This window comes from Frateuria sp. Soil773 (genome assembly GCF_001428405.1).
Taxonomy (GTDB): Bacteria; Pseudomonadota; Gammaproteobacteria; order Xanthomonadales; family Rhodanobacteraceae; genus LMSL01.
Genome location: NZ_LMSL01000039.1, coordinates 434,915 through 453,192, shown reverse-complemented (window position 1 = coordinate 453,192; position 18,278 = coordinate 434,915). Strand labels below are relative to the sequence as shown.

16 protein-coding genes and 3 pseudogenes are annotated in these 18,278 nt (G+C 71.0%); 11 read left to right on the top strand and 8 right to left on the bottom strand.

The genetic code is table 11. The features are described 5' to 3' along the window. The 3 genes from mutL to ASG87_RS13950 form a co-directional block, all read left to right on the top strand. Positions 1-1,285 (top strand): DNA mismatch repair endonuclease MutL (gene mutL / locus ASG87_RS13960; RefSeq protein ID WP_235499653.1); only part of this gene is annotated, 1,285 nt, incomplete at its 5' end. A gap of 121 nt (positions 1,286-1,406) precedes the next feature. After that, entirely contained in the window at positions 1,407-2,294 is an 888-nt protein-coding gene (locus ASG87_RS13955; RefSeq protein WP_235499652.1) for a DUF1684 domain-containing protein, read from the top strand. After that, entirely contained in the window at positions 2,278-3,180 is a 903-nt protein-coding gene (locus ASG87_RS13950; protein ID WP_082582977.1) for a DUF1684 domain-containing protein, read from the top strand. The genes ASG87_RS13955 and ASG87_RS13950 overlap by 17 nt, the downstream gene beginning before the upstream one ends. Before the next feature lie 44 nt (positions 3,181-3,224). Here the strand turns inward: ASG87_RS13950 and ASG87_RS13945 are convergent, their stop codons facing one another. From ASG87_RS13945 to ASG87_RS13930, 4 genes are all read right to left on the bottom strand, one after another. Next, positions 3,225-4,004 carry a LytTR family DNA-binding domain-containing protein gene (locus ASG87_RS13945; RefSeq protein WP_056006238.1) on the bottom strand — a complete coding sequence of 260 codons (780 nt, stop codon included), beginning with the start codon at positions 4,002-4,004 and terminating at the stop codon, positions 3,225-3,227. Beyond that, positions 4,004-5,101 (bottom strand): histidine kinase, encoded by a 1,098-nt coding sequence (locus tag ASG87_RS13940; RefSeq protein ID WP_056006537.1) that lies wholly within the window; start codon positions 5,099-5,101, stop codon positions 4,004-4,006. The genes ASG87_RS13945 and ASG87_RS13940 overlap by 1 nt, the downstream gene beginning before the upstream one ends. 59 nt (positions 5,102-5,160) lie before the next feature. Further along, on the bottom strand, positions 5,161-6,042 hold the full coding sequence (locus ASG87_RS13935; RefSeq protein WP_082582976.1) for a DUF2306 domain-containing protein: 882 nt from the start codon (positions 6,040-6,042) through the stop codon (positions 5,161-5,163). A gap of 197 nt (positions 6,043-6,239) precedes the next feature. Further along, a complete protein-coding gene (locus ASG87_RS13930; RefSeq protein ID WP_056006235.1) occupies positions 6,240-7,022 on the bottom strand; it encodes an enoyl-CoA hydratase-related protein in 783 nt (260 codons plus the stop codon). A gap of 154 nt (positions 7,023-7,176) precedes the next feature. Here ASG87_RS13930 and ASG87_RS13925 point away from each other — a divergent pair, with 154 nt between their 5' ends. From ASG87_RS13925 to ASG87_RS21010, 4 genes and pseudogenes are all read left to right on the top strand, one after another. Further along, entirely contained in the window at positions 7,177-7,884 is a 708-nt protein-coding gene (locus ASG87_RS13925; RefSeq protein WP_056006232.1) for an FKBP-type peptidyl-prolyl cis-trans isomerase, read from the top strand. Positions 7,885-7,925: 41 nt separating this feature from the next. After that, a pseudogene (locus ASG87_RS13915) lies at positions 7,926-8,725 on the top strand (CoA pyrophosphatase). After that, a pseudogene (locus ASG87_RS13910) lies at positions 8,722-9,442 on the top strand (rhodanese-like domain-containing protein); the annotation flags it as partial. The pseudogenes ASG87_RS13915 and ASG87_RS13910, both read left to right, overlap by 4 nt. A 1-nt stretch (position 9,443) precedes the next feature. Next, positions 9,444-9,565, top strand: a pseudogene (locus tag ASG87_RS21010) (sulfurtransferase); the annotation flags it as partial. Between the two features lie 73 nt (positions 9,566-9,638). Here ASG87_RS21010 and ASG87_RS13905 read toward each other — a convergent pair. From ASG87_RS13905 to uvrA, 4 genes are all read right to left on the bottom strand, one after another. Further along, a complete protein-coding gene (locus ASG87_RS13905; RefSeq protein ID WP_056006223.1) occupies positions 9,639-10,394 on the bottom strand; it encodes an enoyl-CoA hydratase/isomerase family protein in 756 nt (251 codons plus the stop codon). A 14-nt stretch (positions 10,395-10,408) separates the two neighbouring features. Next, positions 10,409-11,791, bottom strand: coding sequence for a DUF4139 domain-containing protein (locus tag ASG87_RS13900; protein ID WP_235499651.1), 1,383 nt, complete (start codon positions 11,789-11,791; stop codon positions 10,409-10,411). 302 nt (positions 11,792-12,093) lie between these two features. Beyond that, complete coding sequence (locus ASG87_RS13895) at positions 12,094-12,615, bottom strand: thioesterase family protein (RefSeq protein WP_056006217.1); 522 nt, start codon at positions 12,613-12,615, stop codon at positions 12,094-12,096. Next, complete coding sequence (gene uvrA, locus ASG87_RS13890; RefSeq protein WP_056006213.1) at positions 12,612-15,545, bottom strand: excinuclease ABC subunit UvrA; 2,934 nt, start codon at positions 15,543-15,545, stop codon at positions 12,612-12,614. The genes ASG87_RS13895 and uvrA overlap by 4 nt, the downstream gene beginning before the upstream one ends. A gap of 173 nt (positions 15,546-15,718) precedes the next feature. On the opposite strand from uvrA, the gene ASG87_RS13885 reads away from it, so the two are divergent. From ASG87_RS13885 to cgtA, 4 genes are all read left to right on the top strand, one after another. Continuing rightward, a complete protein-coding gene (locus tag ASG87_RS13885) occupies positions 15,719-16,225 on the top strand; it encodes a DUF2059 domain-containing protein (RefSeq protein WP_056006532.1) in 507 nt (168 codons plus the stop codon). 129 nt (positions 16,226-16,354) lie between these two features. Then, a complete protein-coding gene (rplU, locus tag ASG87_RS13880; RefSeq protein ID WP_056006210.1) occupies positions 16,355-16,669 on the top strand; it encodes a 50S ribosomal protein L21 in 315 nt (104 codons plus the stop codon). 20 nt (positions 16,670-16,689) lie between these two features. Further along, complete coding sequence (rpmA, locus tag ASG87_RS13875) at positions 16,690-16,947, top strand: 50S ribosomal protein L27 (RefSeq protein WP_056006207.1); 258 nt, start codon at positions 16,690-16,692, stop codon at positions 16,945-16,947. A 179-nt stretch (positions 16,948-17,126) separates the two neighbouring features. Continuing rightward, positions 17,127-18,197, top strand: coding sequence for an Obg family GTPase CgtA (gene cgtA, locus ASG87_RS13870; protein ID WP_056006204.1), 1,071 nt, complete (start codon positions 17,127-17,129; stop codon positions 18,195-18,197). The last annotated feature ends 81 nt before the right edge of the window (positions 18,198-18,278 follow it).

The following is an 18,278-nucleotide window of genomic DNA, read 5'->3' as shown; positions in this document are numbered from 1 at the left end:
GGAGTTCCGGCTCAGCCACAACGGCAAGCCCACCCGGATCTGGAAGGCCGCGCGCGACGAGCACGCCGCGCTGGCCCGCGTGGCCGAGGTGCTCGGCGAGGAATTCCCGGCGCAGAGCCTGCGCATCGAGCATGCCGCCGCGGGCATGCAATTGTCCGGCTGGGTCGGCTTGCCCACGGCCTCGCGCGCGCAGGCCGATTCGCAGTACTTCTACGTCAACGGCCGGCTGGTGCGCGACCGCGTCGTCGCGCACGCGGTGCGCCAGGCATATGCGGATGTGCTGTTCCACGGCCGCCATCCGGCGTTCGTGCTGTATCTCGAGCTCGACCCGGCGGGCGTGGACGTCAACGTGCACCCGGCCAAGTACGAGGTGCGCTTCCGCGAGCAGCGGCTGGTGCACGACTTCCTGTTCCGCAGCCTGCACGAAGCGCTGGCGCAGACGCGGGCGGGGTTGTCGGCGGTGCCGTCGCAGGAGGCTTCGCCGTTCCAGCAGGGCCATGCCGTCGCCGCATCGTCGCCGGCTGCGTCCGCGCCGTCGCCGTCGGCCTGGTCCGGCCAGTTCAGCCAGAGCCGCCTCAGCCTGGGCGTGCGCGACCAGCCGCTGGCCGACTACGCCGCCCTGCTCGGTGCGTCGCCCGCGGCGGCGCCGGCGAGGGCCGGCGCGGCGACGATGCCGCCGGAGGCCGCGGGCGAAGGCGAAGCGCCGCCGCTGGGCTATGCGATCGCGCAACTGAAGAGCATCTACATCCTCGCCGAGAATGCGCACGGCCTGGTGCTGGTGGACATGCACGCCGCGCACGAGCGCATCACCTACGAGAAGCTCAAGTCCGGCCGCGCCTGCAGCAACCTGCGCTCGCAACTGCTGCTGGTGCCGCTCAACCTGGCGGTGAGCGCGAAGGAGGCGGCCGCCGCCGAGGAACACGCCGACGCGCTGGCCGAATGGGGGCTGGAACTGTCGCGCAGCGGCCCGTCGGGCGTGGTCGTGCGGCGCATCCCGGCCCTGCTGGAAGGCGCCGATGTCGGCCAGCTCACTCGCGACGTGCTGGCCGAACTGGCCCAGCACGGCAGCTCGCGCCGGCTGCAGGAGCTGGAGAACGAACTGCTCTCGACCATGGCCTGCCACGGCTCGGTGCGCGCCGGCCGGCGCCTGGCGATCCCCGAGATGAACGCGCTGCTGCGCGAGATGGAAGCGACCGAGCGATCCGGCCAGTGCAACCACGGCCGCCCGACCTGGGCCCAGCTCAGCCTGGCCGACCTCGACCGGCTGTTCCTGCGCGGGCGTTGAGCCGGCCGGCTTGCCCTGCGCGCAAATGGACGGCCATACTCGGCCCTCCCCATCGAGCGGACCGACACCCATGCTGCGCAGCGTCGCCCTCGTTCTTGCCCTGTTTTCCGGAGCCGTAGCCGTGCACGCCGAATCTTCCATCGCCCCGATCGACCCCGCCGCCCACGAGCGGGCCGTCCAGCAATGGCGGGAAGGCCGCGTCCGGCGGCTGACCGCGCCGGACGGCTGGCTGAGCCTGATCGGGCTGGAATGGCTGAAGGAAGGCGCCAACCGCATCGGCAGCGCGGCCGGCAACGACATCGTGCTGAAGGCGGGCCCGGCGCACCTGGGCACGCTCACCCTCGCGCACGACGGCGGCCTGCGCCTCGCGCTGGCCAAGGACAGCGGCGCCACGGTGGACGGCAAGGCAGTGGACGAGGCGGTGCTGGTCGACGACCTGCACGCGACGGGAGACGCATCGCCGACCACGGTCGCGTTCGGCACGGCCAGCTTCTACGTGATCGACCGCGACGGCCGCAAGGCGCTGCGCGTGAAGGACAGCGACGCCGCGACGCGGCGGGATTTCCTCGGCATCGACTACTTCCCGATCGACCCATCGTGGCGCGTGGTGGCCGACTGGGTCGCGTTCGGGCCCGGACACACGCTCGAGATCGGCTCGGTGATCGGCACCATCGACAAGGTCGAGGTGCCGGGCAAGGCGGTGTTCCAGCGCGACGGCCATACCTTCGAGCTGCTGCCGTACCAGGAGGAGCCGGGCGGCGACCTGTTCTTCGTCATCGGCGACCGCACCTCGGGCAAGGAGACCTACGGCGCGGCGCGCTTCCTGTACGCGAAGCTGCCCGAGCACGGCGTGGGGCAGGACGGCAAGGTGATCCTCGACTTCAACGAGGCCTACAACCCGCCGTGCGCGTTCACCGCGTTCGCCACCTGCCCGCTGGCGCCGCCGGAGAACCGGCTGGACCTGCGCATCACCGCCGGCGAGAAGAAGTACCGTGGCTCGGAGCACTAGGGTCTTCGCGTTCGCCCTGCTCGCCGTGCTGGCGTCGTCGCTGGCGCTGGCGGGCGACGGCTACGCGGACGCGGTCGGCAAGGCCCGCGCGGAGCGGGTGAGCCGGCTGGAGCGTGCGGACGGCTACCTCAGCCTCACCGCGTCGGGCTGGCTGGAGCCGGGCGACACGCGCATCGGCAGCGCCGCGGACAACGATGTGCCCGTGCCCGGCGCGCCCGCGCATCTGGGCGTGCTGACGCTGGCCGGCGGCGAGGTGCGCCTGCACCTGCTGGCGACCGGGGGCGTCTATGTCGACGGCCGCGCCGACACGCCGCCGGACATCGCGCTGCATACGCAGGGCGCGGACGGGAGCCGCACGCCGACCCGCGTGCGCTTCGGCAGCAGCTACCTGTACGTCGTGGAAAACGGCGCCCGCCGCGGCCTGCGGGTGAAGGACAACGACGCGCCCCTGCGCCGGCACTTTCCCGGCTTCGCGTACTTCCCGGTCGATCCGTCCTGGCGCATCGTGGCGAAGTGGCAGCCGTTCGATCCGCCGGAATCGCTGAGGATCGCCTACGTCACCGGCACGGAAGAGGACACGCCGGTACCGGGCAAGGCGGTGTTCCAGCGCGACGGCAAGACCTACGAGCTGCGGCCGATCGCCGAGGACGGCCGGCTGTTCTTCATCTTCAGCGACCGCACCGCCGGCAGGCTGACCTATGGCGGCGCGCGCTTCCTTTATGCGGACGCGCCGAAGGACGGCCAGGTCGTGCTGGACTTCAACCTGGCCGAGAACCCGCCGTGCGCGATCACGCCGCACGTGGTGTGCCCGCTGGCGCCCCCGGAGAACCGGTTGGCGCTGCCGGTGACCGCGGGCGAGCTGAAGTTCCGCGGCGCGGGCCATTGACGCCAGGCCATTGAGGCGCGGACAGGCCGGCATCGGCGCCGCGCCTACATCGTGCGGAACAGCGGCAGGTAGTTGCGGCTGACCGGCAGCGTTTCCAGGCGGCCTTTCAGGTGGATGCTCGCGGTCTCGTTGTCGCCGCGCACGACGTGGCTGACCGCGCGCAGGTTGACCACGACCGAGCGGTGCACCTGCGCGAAGTGCGCGGGGTCGAGCTGGGCGACGAGTTCCTTCAGCGGCGTGCCGATCAGCGCCTCGCCAGGCTGCCCGGCGTCGCCGCGCCAGGCGATGCGGGTGTACTTGGCGTCGGAGCGCAGGTAGTCGATGTCGTCGACCGGGATCAGCCGCAGCGCCTGGCCCACCTGCGCGCGGATCCAGCGCAGCGGCGCCGGTGCGTCGTGCCGCAGCCGCGCGGCGAGCTGGCGCAGCAGCGCCTCGGTGTCCGGAGCCGGCTGCGCGGCCAGAAGGCGCTCGCGCAGGCGCGCCACCGTCTCGGCCAGGCGCGCCGGTTTCACCGGTTTCACCAGGTAATCGAGCACGCCCTCGGCGAACGCCTGCACGGCGTAGTGGTCGTGGGCGGTGACCAGCACCAAGTGCGCGCGCCGGCCGATGCGATGCGCCGCCTCGATGCCGGACAGGCCCGGCATGTGCACGTCGAGGAAGCAGATGTCGGGGCGCCGGGCCTCGAAGCATTCGACCGCCTCGCGGCCGTTGCGTGCCTGCGCGACCACCTCCAGCTCGGGCCAGGCCTGTGCCAGTTGGCGCGCCAGGGCGTCGCGCAGCAGCGGTTCGTCGTCGGCGATCAGCGCGGTAGGCCGCGGCTCCATCAGGCGGCGGCTTCCCGTGCCGGCATGTCCAGCTCGGCGCGGACGCCATGCGGCTGCCGCGCGCCGATGCGCAACTGCGCGTCGGCACCGAAGCCCAGCCGCAGCCGTTCGCGCAGCGTCGCCAGGCCGGTGCCCAGGCCGCCGCCGGCATGGCCGCCGCCCGCGCGCAGGCCGACGCCGGTGTCGTCGACCCGCACGGCGCAGCGGTCGCCGTGCCGCCGGACGTGCACGTCGATGCGGCCGCCGTCCTCGCTGGGGTCGATGCCGTGGCCCACCGCGTTCTCCACCAGCGTGAGCAGGGTCATCGGCGGGCAGCGCAGCGCCAGCGCCGCTTCGTCGACGTGCAGCGCGAAGTCGAGGCGGTCGGGCATGCGCATGTGCATCAGTTCGAGATAGGCGCGGACCAGTTGCAGTTCCTGGCCGAAGGTGGTGCTGGCCGGCTCGTGCAGGCGCGGCACCGCCGCGCGCAGGTAGGCGACCAGGCTGTCCAGCACGGCGGAGGCGCGTGGCGATCCGGCATCCACCAGCGCCTGCACGTTGGCGAGGGTGTTGAACAGGAAGTGCGGCGCGACCTGCGTCTGCAGCAGGTGCAGGCGCGCGTCCAGCGCCTGGCGTTCGAGTTCGCTGCGTTCGAGCTCGAAGGCCAGGCGCTGGTGCCGCGCCAGCGCGTCCTTCTGGCGCACCAGCGCCGCCAGCGCCATCCACGGCGCCAGCAGCAGGCCGAGGATGCTCAGGACCACGCAACCGTTCAGGCGTTCCAGGCCCTGCCAGAACGGCGCGTCGCCGGCGTCGGCGATGCACAGGTAGAGCACGAACATGCCCAGCGGCATGGCGGCCGCGACGGCGGCCACCTGCAGGGTCCAGCGGGCCAGCCAGGAAGGCAGCCGCCGCGGCCACTGTTCGAACAGCCCGAACGCGAGCATTGCGGCGAGGCCGAGGATGGCGGTCAGTCCCAGCAGCGGCAGCGGCCCCGAGGGCCAACTGAAGGCGAACGGCAGGCCGAGCGCGACCGATGCGCCCAGCGCGAACGCCACGCGCCGCCAGCCCAGCAGCAGCGCCAGGCCCTGCGGATTCGCCGTGAGGGTGGAGGAAGCCATGTCGCGAGGATAATCCAGCGCGGGCCGCGGCGGCGCCCACGCGGGCGCACGCACGGCGGTCACGCCCGCAGGTGCGGCAGCCACAGGGCGGCGAAGGCGGCACCGGTGCCGATCAGTGTCGCCAGGGTCAGCAGGCCAAGGCCGGCGGCCATCGCCAGTTGCCCGCGCGGGGTGCCGCGGCGCTGGGCGAGGAAGTAGAGTTCCAGCACGCCCAGCGGCACCGCGTACTGGGCGAACGAGAGGAAGGTCAGGAAGGGGCCGCTGAAGGTTTTCGGGTCGAAGCCCGCCGGCCCCTGGTTCGCCACGATCCAGAACATCAGGCCGATGCGGAAGAACCACACCCCGTTCACCGCCAGGAAAAGCCGCAGCGCCCAGCGGCGATGGCGGTCGAGCCGGCCGGCGCGCGCGTGGCGCCAGGCGATGGCCGCGAAGCCCAGCATCAGGAGCGCGTTGAGGCTGATGCCGAGATGCTGCGACAGGTCGCCGACCACGTCGCCGCGGATCCACACCATGGCCAGCCCGCCGATGCCCAGCACGGCCGCCGCGAGCAGGTAGGCGCGCCCGTTCCAGCGGTGGAAGGCCGGCGCGCGGCGGCGCACGCGGGGGATCAGTTGCAGCGCGCCGCCGAGGATGATCGCCACCGCGAACAGCAGGTGCACGGCGAGGACGAGGTTGAAGACGGTTTCGCCGGCGACGTAGCCGTGCTGGAGCACCCGGTTCCAGGTTTCCGGGCGTCCCAGCGCGGCGGCGCGCCCGTAGAAGCCGACCACGTAGACGACGAACAGCAACTGGCCCAGCAGGGCGACGCCGAGCCAGGCCGCGGCAGCCAGGCGCAGCGCCGCCTGCGCGCGACGCTGCAGGCGGCCTGCGCCGGAGGCTGGCGCGGCCGGCTCTGCGGTGGCGGCCTTCTCGAGGAAGGCGTCGGGGCAGGTTGCGTCCATGGGTCTCTCCGCGATGGCTGGCGAGGCAGTCTCGCGGACGGAGCGGCCCCGGAAAGGGGCGATCGCGACGAACGGCGCGACAGGGCGCACGGGCTGCGCCAGGCGCCGACGGACGGCGCCCGGGCAGGCCCGGAGGCGACGAGCACGGATCGACGAGCCCCGGCAGATAAGTCCGGGACGATCCGCATGCGCGCGGCTCAGCGGCCCTTGAACGCCGCCTTGCGCTTTTCGAGGAAGGCGGCGGTGCCCTCGCGCATGTCCTCGGTGGAGAACGCCAGCGCGAAGCCCTGCGTCTCGAATTCCAGGCCCTGGTCGATGCCCGTCTCGCCGCCCTGCAACACGGCGTCGAGGATGCCGGCGGCGGCCAGCGGCGCGGCGGCGGCGAGCTGGTCGGCCAGGGCCGCGACGGTCTCGTCCAGCGCCTCCGGCGCCACCACGCGGTTGACGATGCCCAGCTCGTAGGCGCGCTGCGCGCCGATCGGCGCGCCGGTGAGGCACAGCTCCAGCGCCGTGCCGCGGCCGGCCAGGCGCAGCAGGCGCTGGGTGCCGCCGAAGCCCGGGATCAGCCCGAGGTTGATCTCCGGCTGGCCGAACTTCGCCTTCTCGCTGGCCACGCGTAGGTGGCAGGCCATCGCCAGTTCCATGCCGCCGCCCAGGGCGAAGCCCTGGATGCGCGCGACCACCGGCTTGCCCAGCCGCTCGATCGAGCTCATCAGCCGCTGCCCCGCGCGCGAGAAGCCCTGTGCCTGCACCGGCGTGTAGCCGTTCATCTCGGCGATGTCGGCGCCGGCGACGAAGGCTTTTTCGCCCGCGCCGGCCAGCACCACCGCGCGCACGGCGTCGTCCTGAGCGGCCTGGGCGAAGGCGATGGTCAGTTCGTTCAAGGTGTCGCGGTTGAGCGCGTTGAGCTTGTCGGGGCGGTTCACGGTGATCGTGCGCACCGCGCCGCGGTTGCCGACGTCGAGATTGCGATAGGCCATGGGATCGTCCTGCGGGTGAGCCAGCCACGCATGGTAGCAGCGGGAACCTTTGCCGCGTCCGGGGTTCTCAGCCATGCGCCGCCACCCTGGCGCTGCACGCATGGCGCGAACCGCTTAGGATGCACGGGTTCGCGCCGCATTCTGGAGGATTGGCATGACACGACTGCGCTGGTTGGCCCTCGGCACGCTGCTGCTCGCTGGAGCCGTCGCGGCGCAGGACCGGGCGGACGCGCCGGCCAGGCAGGTGGCGCTGGACAAGCACAAGCTGTCCTACGCGATCGGCTACCAGATCGGCAGCCAGTTCGCCGGCGGCGACCCGGCGGTGGACCTGCCGACGCTGCAGCGGGCGATCCAGGACGCCTACGCCAAGCGTCCGCCCAGCGTGCCGATGCAGCAGATGCACGACCAGTTGCGCAGCCTCGAGCAGCAGATGCACGCCAACGCACTGGCGGAGTTCAAGCGCATCGCCGCCGCCAACGCGCGCAAGAGCGCCGACTACATGGCGCACAACCGGCAGCAGGCCGGCGTGGTGCAGTTGCCGTCGGGCATCCAGTACGCCGTGCTCAAGCAGGGCAGCGGCAAGGACAGCCCCAGCGTGACCAGCATGGTCACGGTGAACTACCGCGGCATGCTGATCGACGGCACCGAGTTCGACAGTTCCTGGGCGCACGGCGCGCCGGTGAGCTTCATGGTCAACAAGGTGATCCGCGGCTGGCAGGACGTGATCCCGCGCATGCACGTGGGCGACCGCTGGAAAGTGGTGATCCCGCCGCAACTGGCCTACGGCGAACGCGGCTCGCTGCCGCGGATCGGCCCGAACGAGGCGCTGGTGTTCGAGATCGAGCTGCTCGACATCAAGTGATCCGTGCCCTCGGCGCCCGGCTGGGCTAGCATGGCGGGGGCATGCTGAACGATCCGGACCCTCCCTTTCCCCCGTCGCCACCGCTGACTCCCTGCATCGGCATCTGCCGGCTGGACGCGCGCGGCTATTGCATCGGTTGCCTGCGCAGCGGCGAGGAAATCGCCCGCTGGCGCGGCATGGCGGACGACGAGCGGCTGCGCTACATGCGCGAGATCCTGCCATCGCGCGCGGTGTCGTGATGGACGCCGTGCTGCCGACCCTGCGGTCCGCGCTGCGGCCGCTGTCCGATCCGCCTTCCGCGCCCGGCTGGAACCACGCCGAGATGGCCGACCTGCTCGGCGATGCGCCGCGCCGCCAGGCCGCCGTGCTGATGGGGCTGCGCGAAGGCGTGCAGCCGCGGCTGGTGCTGACCGTGCGCAACGACAACCTGCCGTCGCACGCGGGCCAGGTGGCGCTGCCCGGCGGGCGGCGCGATCCCGGCGACGCGGACCTGGTCGCCACGGCGCTGCGCGAGAGCGAGGAGGAGGTCGGGCTGGAGCCGTCGCTGGTGACGCCGCTCGGCTTCCTCGACTGCTTCGAGACGATCAGCGGCTACTGCGTCACGCCGGTGGTGGCGCGAATCGCCGAGTCGGCCCTGCTGCGTCCGGCGCCCGACGAGGTCGCCGAGGTATTCGAGGTGCCGCTGGCGTTCTTCCTCGATCCGGCCAACCTGCGCCGCTATACCATGGACTACCGCGGCCACCGGCGCGAGATGGTGGAGTTCGTCCACGGCGGCCACCGCATCTGGGGCGCCACCGCGGCGATGCTGTTGAACCTGCTGCAGAGGATGGGACGCACATGAGCCTGAAGACCACGCTGATCGCGGTTGACGAACTGGCCGCGCTGGCGCCGGCGGACGTGCTGGTCGTCGATTGCCGCAAGGATCTGGCCGACCCGGCGCAGGGCGAGCGCGACTACCGCGCCGGGCACATTCCCGGCGCGGTCTACGCCGATCTCGACCGCGACCTGTCGGACCTGAGCCGCAGCGCCCAGGGGCTGGGGCGCCATCCGCTGCCGCTGCCGGCCGCGTTCGCCGGCGTGCTGGGACGCTGGGGCTGGCGGCCCGGATTGCAGGTGGTGAGCTACGACGCCGGCAACGGCGCGCTGGCCGCGGCGCGGCTGTGGTGGCTGCTGCGGCTGGCGGGAATCCGCGAGGCGGCGGTGCTCGACGGCGGCTACGCGGCCTGGCTGGCCGCCGGCCTGCCGACGGAGACGGCCGTGCCGCAGCGCGTGCCTACCAAGGTCGAGCTGCATTTCGACGCGGGCCAGGTGGTGCTGGACCACGCGCGCCTGCTCGATGCGCCGGGACAGGTGCTGCTCGATGCGCGCGCCGCGCCGCGCTACCGCGGTGAGACGGAGCCGCTGGACCGCGCCGCCGGCCACGTGCCGGGCGCGCGCAACCGCCCGTTCGCCGACAACCTCGGCGCCGACGGCCGCTTCAAGCCGGCGGACCGGTTGCGGCAGGAATTCCTCGCCCTGCTCGGGACGCATGCGCCGGAGCAGGTGGTGCACATGTGCGNCCGCCTGCCACAACCTGCTGGCGATGGAACACGCCGGGCTGACCGGCTCGCGGCTGTACGCGCCCTCGTGGAGCGGCTGGGTGAGCGACGGGACGCGGCCCGTGGCGACGGGCGAGGAGTGAGAAGTGAGAAGTGAGAAGTGAGAGAGAGCCTGCTTACGGCACATCTCACTTCTCTCCACTCACTCCTGGCTTTTCACTTCTTGTTTTTCAGCCGCGCCACCAGGTGCTGCAGCACGGCCTGCGCCTGCGGATGGAGGAAGCCATCGACGAAGTCGTCGAGCGGCAGCTTGGACAGGTCGGTGGCGGCGATCAGGTCGGCGCGTGCCAGCGCACGGGTCGCCAGCATCGCGTGCGGCGGCAGCGCGAGCAGCTCGGCCAGCCAGTGCACGGCGCGGGTCGGCACCTGTTCCACCGCGGTGAGCTCGTCCACGAAGCCGCAGGCCAGCGCCTGTTCGGCATCGATCATCGCGCCGGCGACCAGCAGCCGTTCGGCGCGGTAGGTGCCGACCACGCGGCGCAGCGCGTACTGGATGCTCTCGGGCACGGTGAGGCCGACCTGCACCTCGTTCAGGCCGATCCTGTACGGCCCCTGCGCCATCACGCGGTAGTCGCAGAACAGCGCCAGCACCGCGCCACCCGCGGGGCTGTGGCCGGTGATCGCGGCGACGACCGGCAGCGGGGCGCGCGCCAGCTCGGCGCACAGCGCGAAGAATTCGCCCCAGTAGTCGCGCACGCCGGCGCGGTCGGGCTGCAGCAGCGCCGGCACGTCGACGCCGGCGGAGAACATGCCCTGCGCGCCGGACAGCACGATGCCGCGCGCGCCACCGGCGGGGGCCTGCGCGATGGCTTCGCGCAGCGCCGCGAGCATCCCGAAGTCCAGTGCGTTGACCGGCGGCCGGGCGAGCCGGATCTCGGTGATGTGGCCGTCATGGGGAAGGATGTCGAGCATGGGAGCGGCTCCGGTTACTGGGTCTGCTGGTCGGCGGACCAGCTATAGCGCACGGCATAGTCGAGCGTGGCCTTGCCGCCCGCGGGAACCTCGACGCGGAATTCCAGCACGTCGGGGGACTGCTTCGCCGGCTTGGCCGACGAGGACACCAGCGTCCACTGGCGCCAGCGGTTCGGATGCTCGCGCACGGTGACGGTGCGCGGCACATCGCCGGCATTGCTCAGGCTGATGCGGAACGCCTCGTCCATCGTGCGGCCGGCCTTGTCGACGCTGAACGCGGTGCGCTCGCGCTCGGCGCGCAGGTCGAACGAGGTGCCTAGCGTAATGGTGGCGTCGCTGCCCTTGGGCGTGTCGTCGATGCGGCCCTCGCCGACGAACTGCGGCGTGCCGTCGCGGTCGGCGCTCAGCACCCGCAGGTAGCCGGCCGGCAGGCTGTCGAACGCCTTCAGGCGCAGCGTGCTGGTGATCTGGTTGCCGCCGCCCTGGTTGAAGTCCGCGTTGAGCATCGGCTGCGCCGGCGACCAGCTTCCGCCCGTCTCGTACAGCGCGGTGCGTTCGCAATCCAGCGTGCGCGTGGCGTACAGCGGCACCTGGCTGATGCTGCCGTCGGGCAGGTCGACCGACTGCGGCAGGGTATAGATGCGATAGTCGGCCAGCGTGGACTGCTGCGGCATGTCGGCGCTTGCCGCCTTGGCGCTGTAGGCGCGCATCATCACCGGCTGCGGTGCCGACGGCTTGGCGAACTGCGGCGCACCGGCGACAAGCTTCAGTAGCGCGCCGTTCCAGTCGCGCCCGCTGCGGTTGGCGACGCTGGCGCGCGACTCGAACTGCATGCGGCAGCCGTTGCCCGGCTGCAAGGTGGCGACGTAGGCGGCGCGCCAGCCCAGGCCGCCGGTGGGATAGCTGAGCACCGCGTCGGCGCTGCCGGCGCGCGCGGCCTGCACGCGCAGTTCGAGCAGCGAGCCGGTCTGGAACTCGCCGCGCGCCTGCACCGAGGCGTAGTCGCGGATCAGGCTGGTGTTGCCGGCCCCGTCGCGCACCACCAGGCCGTCGCCGGCGCGCAGCAGGGTGCCGCTGGCCAGCGGCTGGCCGCCGGTGCCGAGCACGGTGACCGGCTGGCCGACCAGGCCGCCGAGCGCGGCGTTCGGCCCCTGGCCCAGGCGCAGGCGCTGCGAGAGCACCTTGGCGCTATCGCCGGCGACGTGCAGCGAGAGCGCCTCGGCGTCGAGGAACAGGGGCAGCCCGTCGAGCGCGAGCTGCTGCTCGCCGGCCTTGAGTTCCAGCCTGCGGAGTTCGCGCGCGACGGCGTAGCCGGCGTTGACGTTGCCGCCATCGGCGTCGAACAGTGCGCTGTCGTCGCTGCGATAGACGGTGAGGGCGGTCTGCTCGGCGGCCATGGCGGCTCCTGCTTGGAAGGTTGCGGCAAGTGCGAGGGCAAAGACGGACAGGGACGGCTTGCTCACGGGGAACTCCTTTTGGCTTGGTCGCAATGCCGCCGATCTTACCGGCCGGGCATGAAGCTGCGGCATCCGCATGGCGGGCCCGGTCGACCCCGTCGCGGGCGGTGCTGCGTTCAAGCGCGGCGATGGGGCCCGCGGCGTACGACCCGCCGCAGGTGCCGGAATGCGTCCGGATGCCTGCGCGCGGCTGCCTTCATGGCGATGCGGCCCCGGCCTGCGCCGGGCCGCGCACGGAGGGCTCAGCCGGCCGCGACGGCGCGGCGGATCGCCTCGGGCAGCGCCACCGCCGTGCCGGTGGCGGGATTCATCCATACCATCACCACGTGGCCGTCGCTGTAGAGATGGTCCGCGTCGCCGGCGTCGACGATGCGGTGGGCGATCGTCATCGAGCTGTTGCCCAGCCGTTCGCAGCGCAGCTCGATGTGCAGCGACGCCGGCCAGGCGATCGGCTGGCGGTAGTTGATGCTGCTCGCGGCCAGCACCGGCATCGACGTTTCGTCGAACCACGGCCCCGGCACGTGGCGCAGCCATTGCAGGCGCGCCTCCTCGAGGTAGGTGAGGTAGTTGGAATTGTTGACGTGGTTGAAGGCGTCGAGATCGCGCCAGCGGGCATCGATCTCGGCGACGAACAGCGGCGCCGCGGCGGTGGCCGGTTCGGCGGTGCCCGCGCTCGCGGCGGCTTCGGCGGCAGGGGGAGCGGTCGCGGCCTTCGTCTTGCGGGGGCGGGGCGGCTTGGGCGTGTCGCTGGCGGTCTTACTCATCCGTTCTTCTTCTTTTTCCCACGCATCGGCTTGTGCTTGTCGGCCGAGGCGATGTGCTTGAGGGTGGTCTTGCCGCGCGGGGCGGCGGCCTTGGCCGGGCGCGCCGGCTTCAGGTGCGGGGCGAGGAAGTGGCCGGTGTGCGATTCCTTCGTCGCGGCGACGGTTTCCGGCGTGCCGGCGACCAGGATGCGGCCGCCGCCGGCACCGCCTTCGGGGCCGAGGTCCACCACCCAGTCGGCGGTCTTGATCACGTCGAGGTTGTGCTCGATCACCACCACGGTATTGCCCTGGTCGACCAGCTGGTGCAGCACGTCGAGCAACTGCTCGATGTCGTGGAAGTGCAGGCCGGTGGTGGGCTCGTCGAGGATGTAGAGGGTGCGGCCGGTGTCGCGCTTGGAGAGCTCCTTGGACAGCTTCACGCGCTGCGCCTCGCCGCCGGACAGCGTGGTCGCGCTCTGGCCCAGCTTGATGTAGTCCAGACCGACCGCGCGCAGCGTGTCGAGCTTGCGCGCGATGGTCGGCACGTTCTCGAACAGCTTTAGCGCGTCCTCCACCGTCATGTCGAGTACGTCGGCGATGGTGTGGCCCTTGTAAAGGATGTCCAGCGTCTCGCGGTTGTAGCGCTTGCCGTGGCAGGCGTCGCAGGGCACGTACACGTCGGGCAGGAAGTGCATCTCCACCTTGATCATGCCGTCGCCCTCGCACGCCTCGCAGCGGCCGCCGCGCACGTTGAAGCTGAAGCGGCCGGCGGTATAGCCGCGCGAGCGCGCCTCCGGCACCTGCGCGTACAGCTCGCGCAGCGGGGTGAACAGGCCGGTGTAGGTGGCCGGGTTGGAACGCGGGGTGCGGCCGATCGGCGACTGGTCGATGTCGACCACCTTGTCGAACAGGTCCATGCCGGCGACCGACTTGAACGGCGCCGGCTGCGCGCTGGCGCCGTTCAGTTCGGCGGCGGCGAGGCGGAACAGGGTGTCGTTGACCAGGGTGGACTTGCCCGAGCCGGACACGCCGGTGACGCAGGTGAACAGGCCGGCCGGGATCTCCAGGTCCACGCCCTTGAGGTTGTTGCCGCGGGCGCCCTTCAGGCGCAGCCAGGAGGCGTCGTCGATCGGCTGGCGCCGTTCGGCCGGCACCTCGATGGCGCGCTTGCCGGACAGGAACTGCCCGGTGACCGAGCGGGGCGAGGCCAGCATGTCCTTCACCGTGCCCTGCGCCACCACCTCGCCGCCGTGCACGCCGGCGCCGGGGCCGATGTCGAGCACGTGGTCGGCCATGCGGATGGCGTCCTCGTCGTGCTCGACCACGATCACCGTGTTGCCGAGGTCGCGCAGGCGGGTGAGGGTGCCCAGCAGGCGCTCGTTGTCGCGCTGGTGCAGGCCGATCGATGGCTCGTCCAGCACGTACATCACGCCGACCAGGCCGGCGCCGATCTGCGAGGCGAGGCGGATGCGTTGGGCCTCGCCGCCGGACAGCGTGTCGGCCTGGCGGTCCAGGGTGAGGTAGTTGAGGCCCACGTCGTTGAGGAAGGTCAGCCGCTCGCGGATCTCCTTGACGATCTTCACCGCGATCTCGCCGCGCCAGCCGGCGAGCTTCAGTTCCTCGAAGAAGGCCAGCGCGTCGTCGATCGAGCGGTGGGTGAGCGACGGCAGGGCATGGTCGGCGACGAACACGTTGCGCGCAGAGCGGTTCAGCCGCTGGCCTTCGCAGTCCGGGCAGGGCTGGTCGCTGATGTACTTGGCCAGTTCCTCGCGCACGGCGGACGACTCGGTTTCCCGGTAGCGCCGCTCCAGGTTCGGCAGGATGCCCTCGAAGGCGTGCTCGCGGGTCACCTTGCCGCCGCGCTCGGTGATGTAGCGGAAGGCGATCTGCTCCTTGTCGCTGCCGTACAGGACGGCCTGCTGGGTGGCCTTGGGCAGGTCGCGCCAGGGCGTGTCCACGTCGAAGCCGTAGTGCGCCGACAGCGACTGCAGCATATGGAAATAGTACGGGTTGCGCCGGTCCCAGCCGCGGATCGCACCGCCGGACAGGGGCAGCTCCGGGTGGCCGACCACGCGCGCGGGGTCGAACACCTGGGTCACGCCCAGGCCGTCGCAGGCCGGGCAGGCGCCGATCGGCGAGTTGAACGAGAACAGCCGCGGCTCCAGCTCCGGCAGCGAGTAGTCGCACACCGGGCACGAATAGCGCGAGGAGAGCAGTTGCTCGGGCGCCTTGCCGTCGTCCATGTCGACCACGATCGCCAGGCCGTCACCCAGCCGCAGCGCGGTCTCGAACGATTCGGCCAGGCGCTGCTTGATGTCGTCGCGCGGGCGGAAGCGGTCGATCACCGCCTCGATGGTGTGCTTGATGCGCAGGCCCAGCGGCGGCACCGCGTCGAGGTCGTACACCTGGCCGTCCACGCGGGCGCGCACGAAGCCCTGCGCGCGCAACTGGTCGAACACCTGCACGTGCTCGCCCTTGCGCTCGCGGATCACCGGCGCCAGCAGCATGAATCGCTTTTCCGGGTCCAGCGCGAGCGTGGCGTCCACCATCTGGCTCACCGTCTGCGCTTCCAGCGGGATGCCGTGGTCCGGACAGCGCGGCGTGCCGACGCGGGCGTACAGCAGGCGCAGGTAGTCGTACACCTCGGTGATCGTGCCCACGGTGGAACGCGGGTTGTGCGAGGTGGATTTCTGTTCGATCGAGATCGCCGGCGACAACCCCTCGATGTGGTCGACGTCGGGCTTCTCCATCATCGACAGGAACTGCCGCGCATAGGCCGACAGCGACTCCACGTAGCGCCGCTGGCCCTCGGCGTAGATCGTGTCGAAGGCTAGCGAGGACTTGCCCGAGCCGGACAGGCCGGTGATCACGATCAGCCGGTCGCGCGGCAGGTCGATGTCGATGTTCTTGAGGTTGTGCGTGCGTGCGCCGCGGATGCGTATGGTGTCCATGACGCCGGGATATGGGGAGGATTGCGTACTATACCAACCCGGACAGGTCAGTTATTGCCCGCGCATTCCCCGGCCGCGCCGGTCGCCGCGATTTCCGTTGCCTGCCGCGCTGTGGCTAAATGCGGGGCCAGGCCGCGCGGGGCGGCGTGAACACCAACAACGAGGAGAGGGACATGCGTCAGTGGATCAAGATCGGTGCGGGGTTCGTGCTGGCCGCCGGTATGGGGGCTGCGTCCGCCGCGCAGCCGAGCGAGGCGCAGGTGCGCCAACTGATGGACGTGTTCGGGGTCGGCCGCATGCTGAGCCAGATGAACACCCAGATGGCCGGGGTGATGAGCCGGCAGTTGCCGTGCGTGCCGGCCAGCTACTGGCAGAGCTTCGTCGACGCCAACGGCACCCGCGACCTGACCAACCGCATGGTGCCGATCTACCAGCGCCATTTCACCGCCGAGGACATCGACGGCCTGCTGAAGTTCTACCGCTCGCCGCTGGGCCAGAAGGTGATCACCCAGATGCCGGCGACCATGGCCGAGGGCATGCAGATCGGCCAGCAGTGGGGCAAGCAGCGCGCCCAGGGCATGATCGCCGAGCTGCAGAAGAAGGGCACGATCGACGCGCAGGGCCGCTGCCCGGCCGCACCCGGCGTGGCACAGCCGGCCAAGCCCAAGGGCGCGCGCTGATCCGGCAGGCGGGGAGGTCGCCTGGTCAGTAATTGACCAGGCACGGTCCGGGTCGCTATACTCCCGCGTTCGCCGGGGCCCTATGGCCCTGGCGGAACCCAAGAGAATAACGACAGAAGGGATCATCCCATGAGTTACGCAGTCATCAAGACCGGCGGCAAGCAGTACCGCGTCCAGCAGGGCGACGTCCTGCGCGTGGAGCTGCTGGACGCCGAAGAGGGCGCCACCGTGAAGTTCGACCAGGTGCTGCTGCACGGCGCCGGCGAGTCGGTCACCGTGGGCGCGCCGCTGGTCGACGGGGTCACCGTCAGCGCCACCGTCCGCAAGCACGGTCGCGCCGACAAGATCCGCATCATCAAGTTCCGCCGCCGCAAGCACTACAAGCGCCAGCAGGGACATCGCCAGCATTTCACCGAAGTCGAGATCACGGGCATCAACGCCTGAGCAACTGGAGCACTTGAGTCATGGCACATAAAAAAGGCGTAGGTTCCAGCCGCAACGGTCGCGATTCGAACCCGAAGTACCTCGGCGTGAAGGTGTACGGCGGCCAGGCCATCGAGGCCGGCAACATCATCGTGCGCCAGCGCGGCACGCAGTTCCACCCGGGCACCGGCGTAGGCCTGGGCCGCGACCACACGCTGTTCGCCCTGGTCGACGGCGTGGTCGAGTTCAAGACCCGCGGCGAGCACAATCGCCGCTTCGTCAGCGTCGTCAAGGGCTGATCCCCTCCGAAGCTGCAGCGAAGGCCCCGCTCCGGCGGGGCTTTTGTTTTGTACGCAGGGAATCGGGAATAGGGAATCGGGAATGGCAAAAGCCGGCCTGTCGCCGGTCCCGCGCCACTACCCGGCTACACTGCTCCTGCCATTCCCGATTCCCCATTCCCAACTCCCGGCTCTCCCCCATGAAATTTGTCGACGAAGCGATCATCACGGTGCGTGCCGGCGACGGCGGCAATGGCTGCATCAGCTTTCGCCGCGAGAAGTTCATCCCGTTCGGCGGACCCGACGGCGGCGACGGCGGTGGCGGCGGTTCGGTCTGGCTGCTGGCCGACGAAGGCCTCAATACGCTGATCGATTTCCGCCACCAGCGCAGCTTCAAGGCGCAGCGCGGCCAGAACGGCATGGGCAGCCAGATGTATGGCAAGGGCGGCGAGGACACCACGATCCGCGTGCCGGTGGGCACGGTGGTCACCAACGTCGATACCGACGAGATCATCGGCGACCTCACCCGGCACGGCCAGCGCCTGCTGGTGGCCGAGGGTGGCAAGGGCGGCCTCGGCAACATCCACTTCAAGAGCTCGGTGAACCGGGCGCCGCGCAAGTCCACCCCCGGCACGCCGGGCGAGGTGCGCGAGTTGAAGCTGGAGCTGAAGCTGCTGGCCGACGTCGGCCTGCTCGGTTTCCCGAACGCCGGCAAGTCCACCTTCATCCGCGCGGTGTCCGCGGCGACCCCGCGGGTGGCCGACTATCCGTTCACCACGCTGCATCCGAACCTGGGCGTGGTCAGCCTCGGCACCGACCAGAGCTTCGTGATCGCCGACATTCCAGGCCTGATCGAGGGCGCCGCCGACGGCGCCGGGCTGGGCATCCAGTTCCTGCGCCACGTGTCGCGCACGCGCCTGCTGCTTCATCTGGTGGACATCGCGCCCATCGACGGTTCCGACGTGGTCGAGCAGGTGCGCGCGATCGAGCAGGAGCTGGCGAAGTTCGACCCGGAACTGCTGCAGCGTCCGCGCTGGCTGGTGCTGAACAAGGCCGACGTGCTGCCCGAGGACGAGCGCCAGGCGGTAGCCGAGGACATCGTGCGGCGGCTCGACTGGCAGCAGCCCTGGTTCCTGGTCTCGGCGATCGCGCGCGACAACACCATGGCGGTCTGCCAGCAGGTGCAGCGTTTCTTCGAGGCGCAGCGCGAAGCGAACGAAGGCCGCACCGACATGCTGCCCGGCGACGTGCGCCTGCGCGGGGAGCCGTAAGAGCCTGTTCAAAGTCTCCTTGTTGGACTGGAATCCCCTCGCGCTTCCCGCTCGTCATTCCTGCGAAAGCAGGAATCCAGT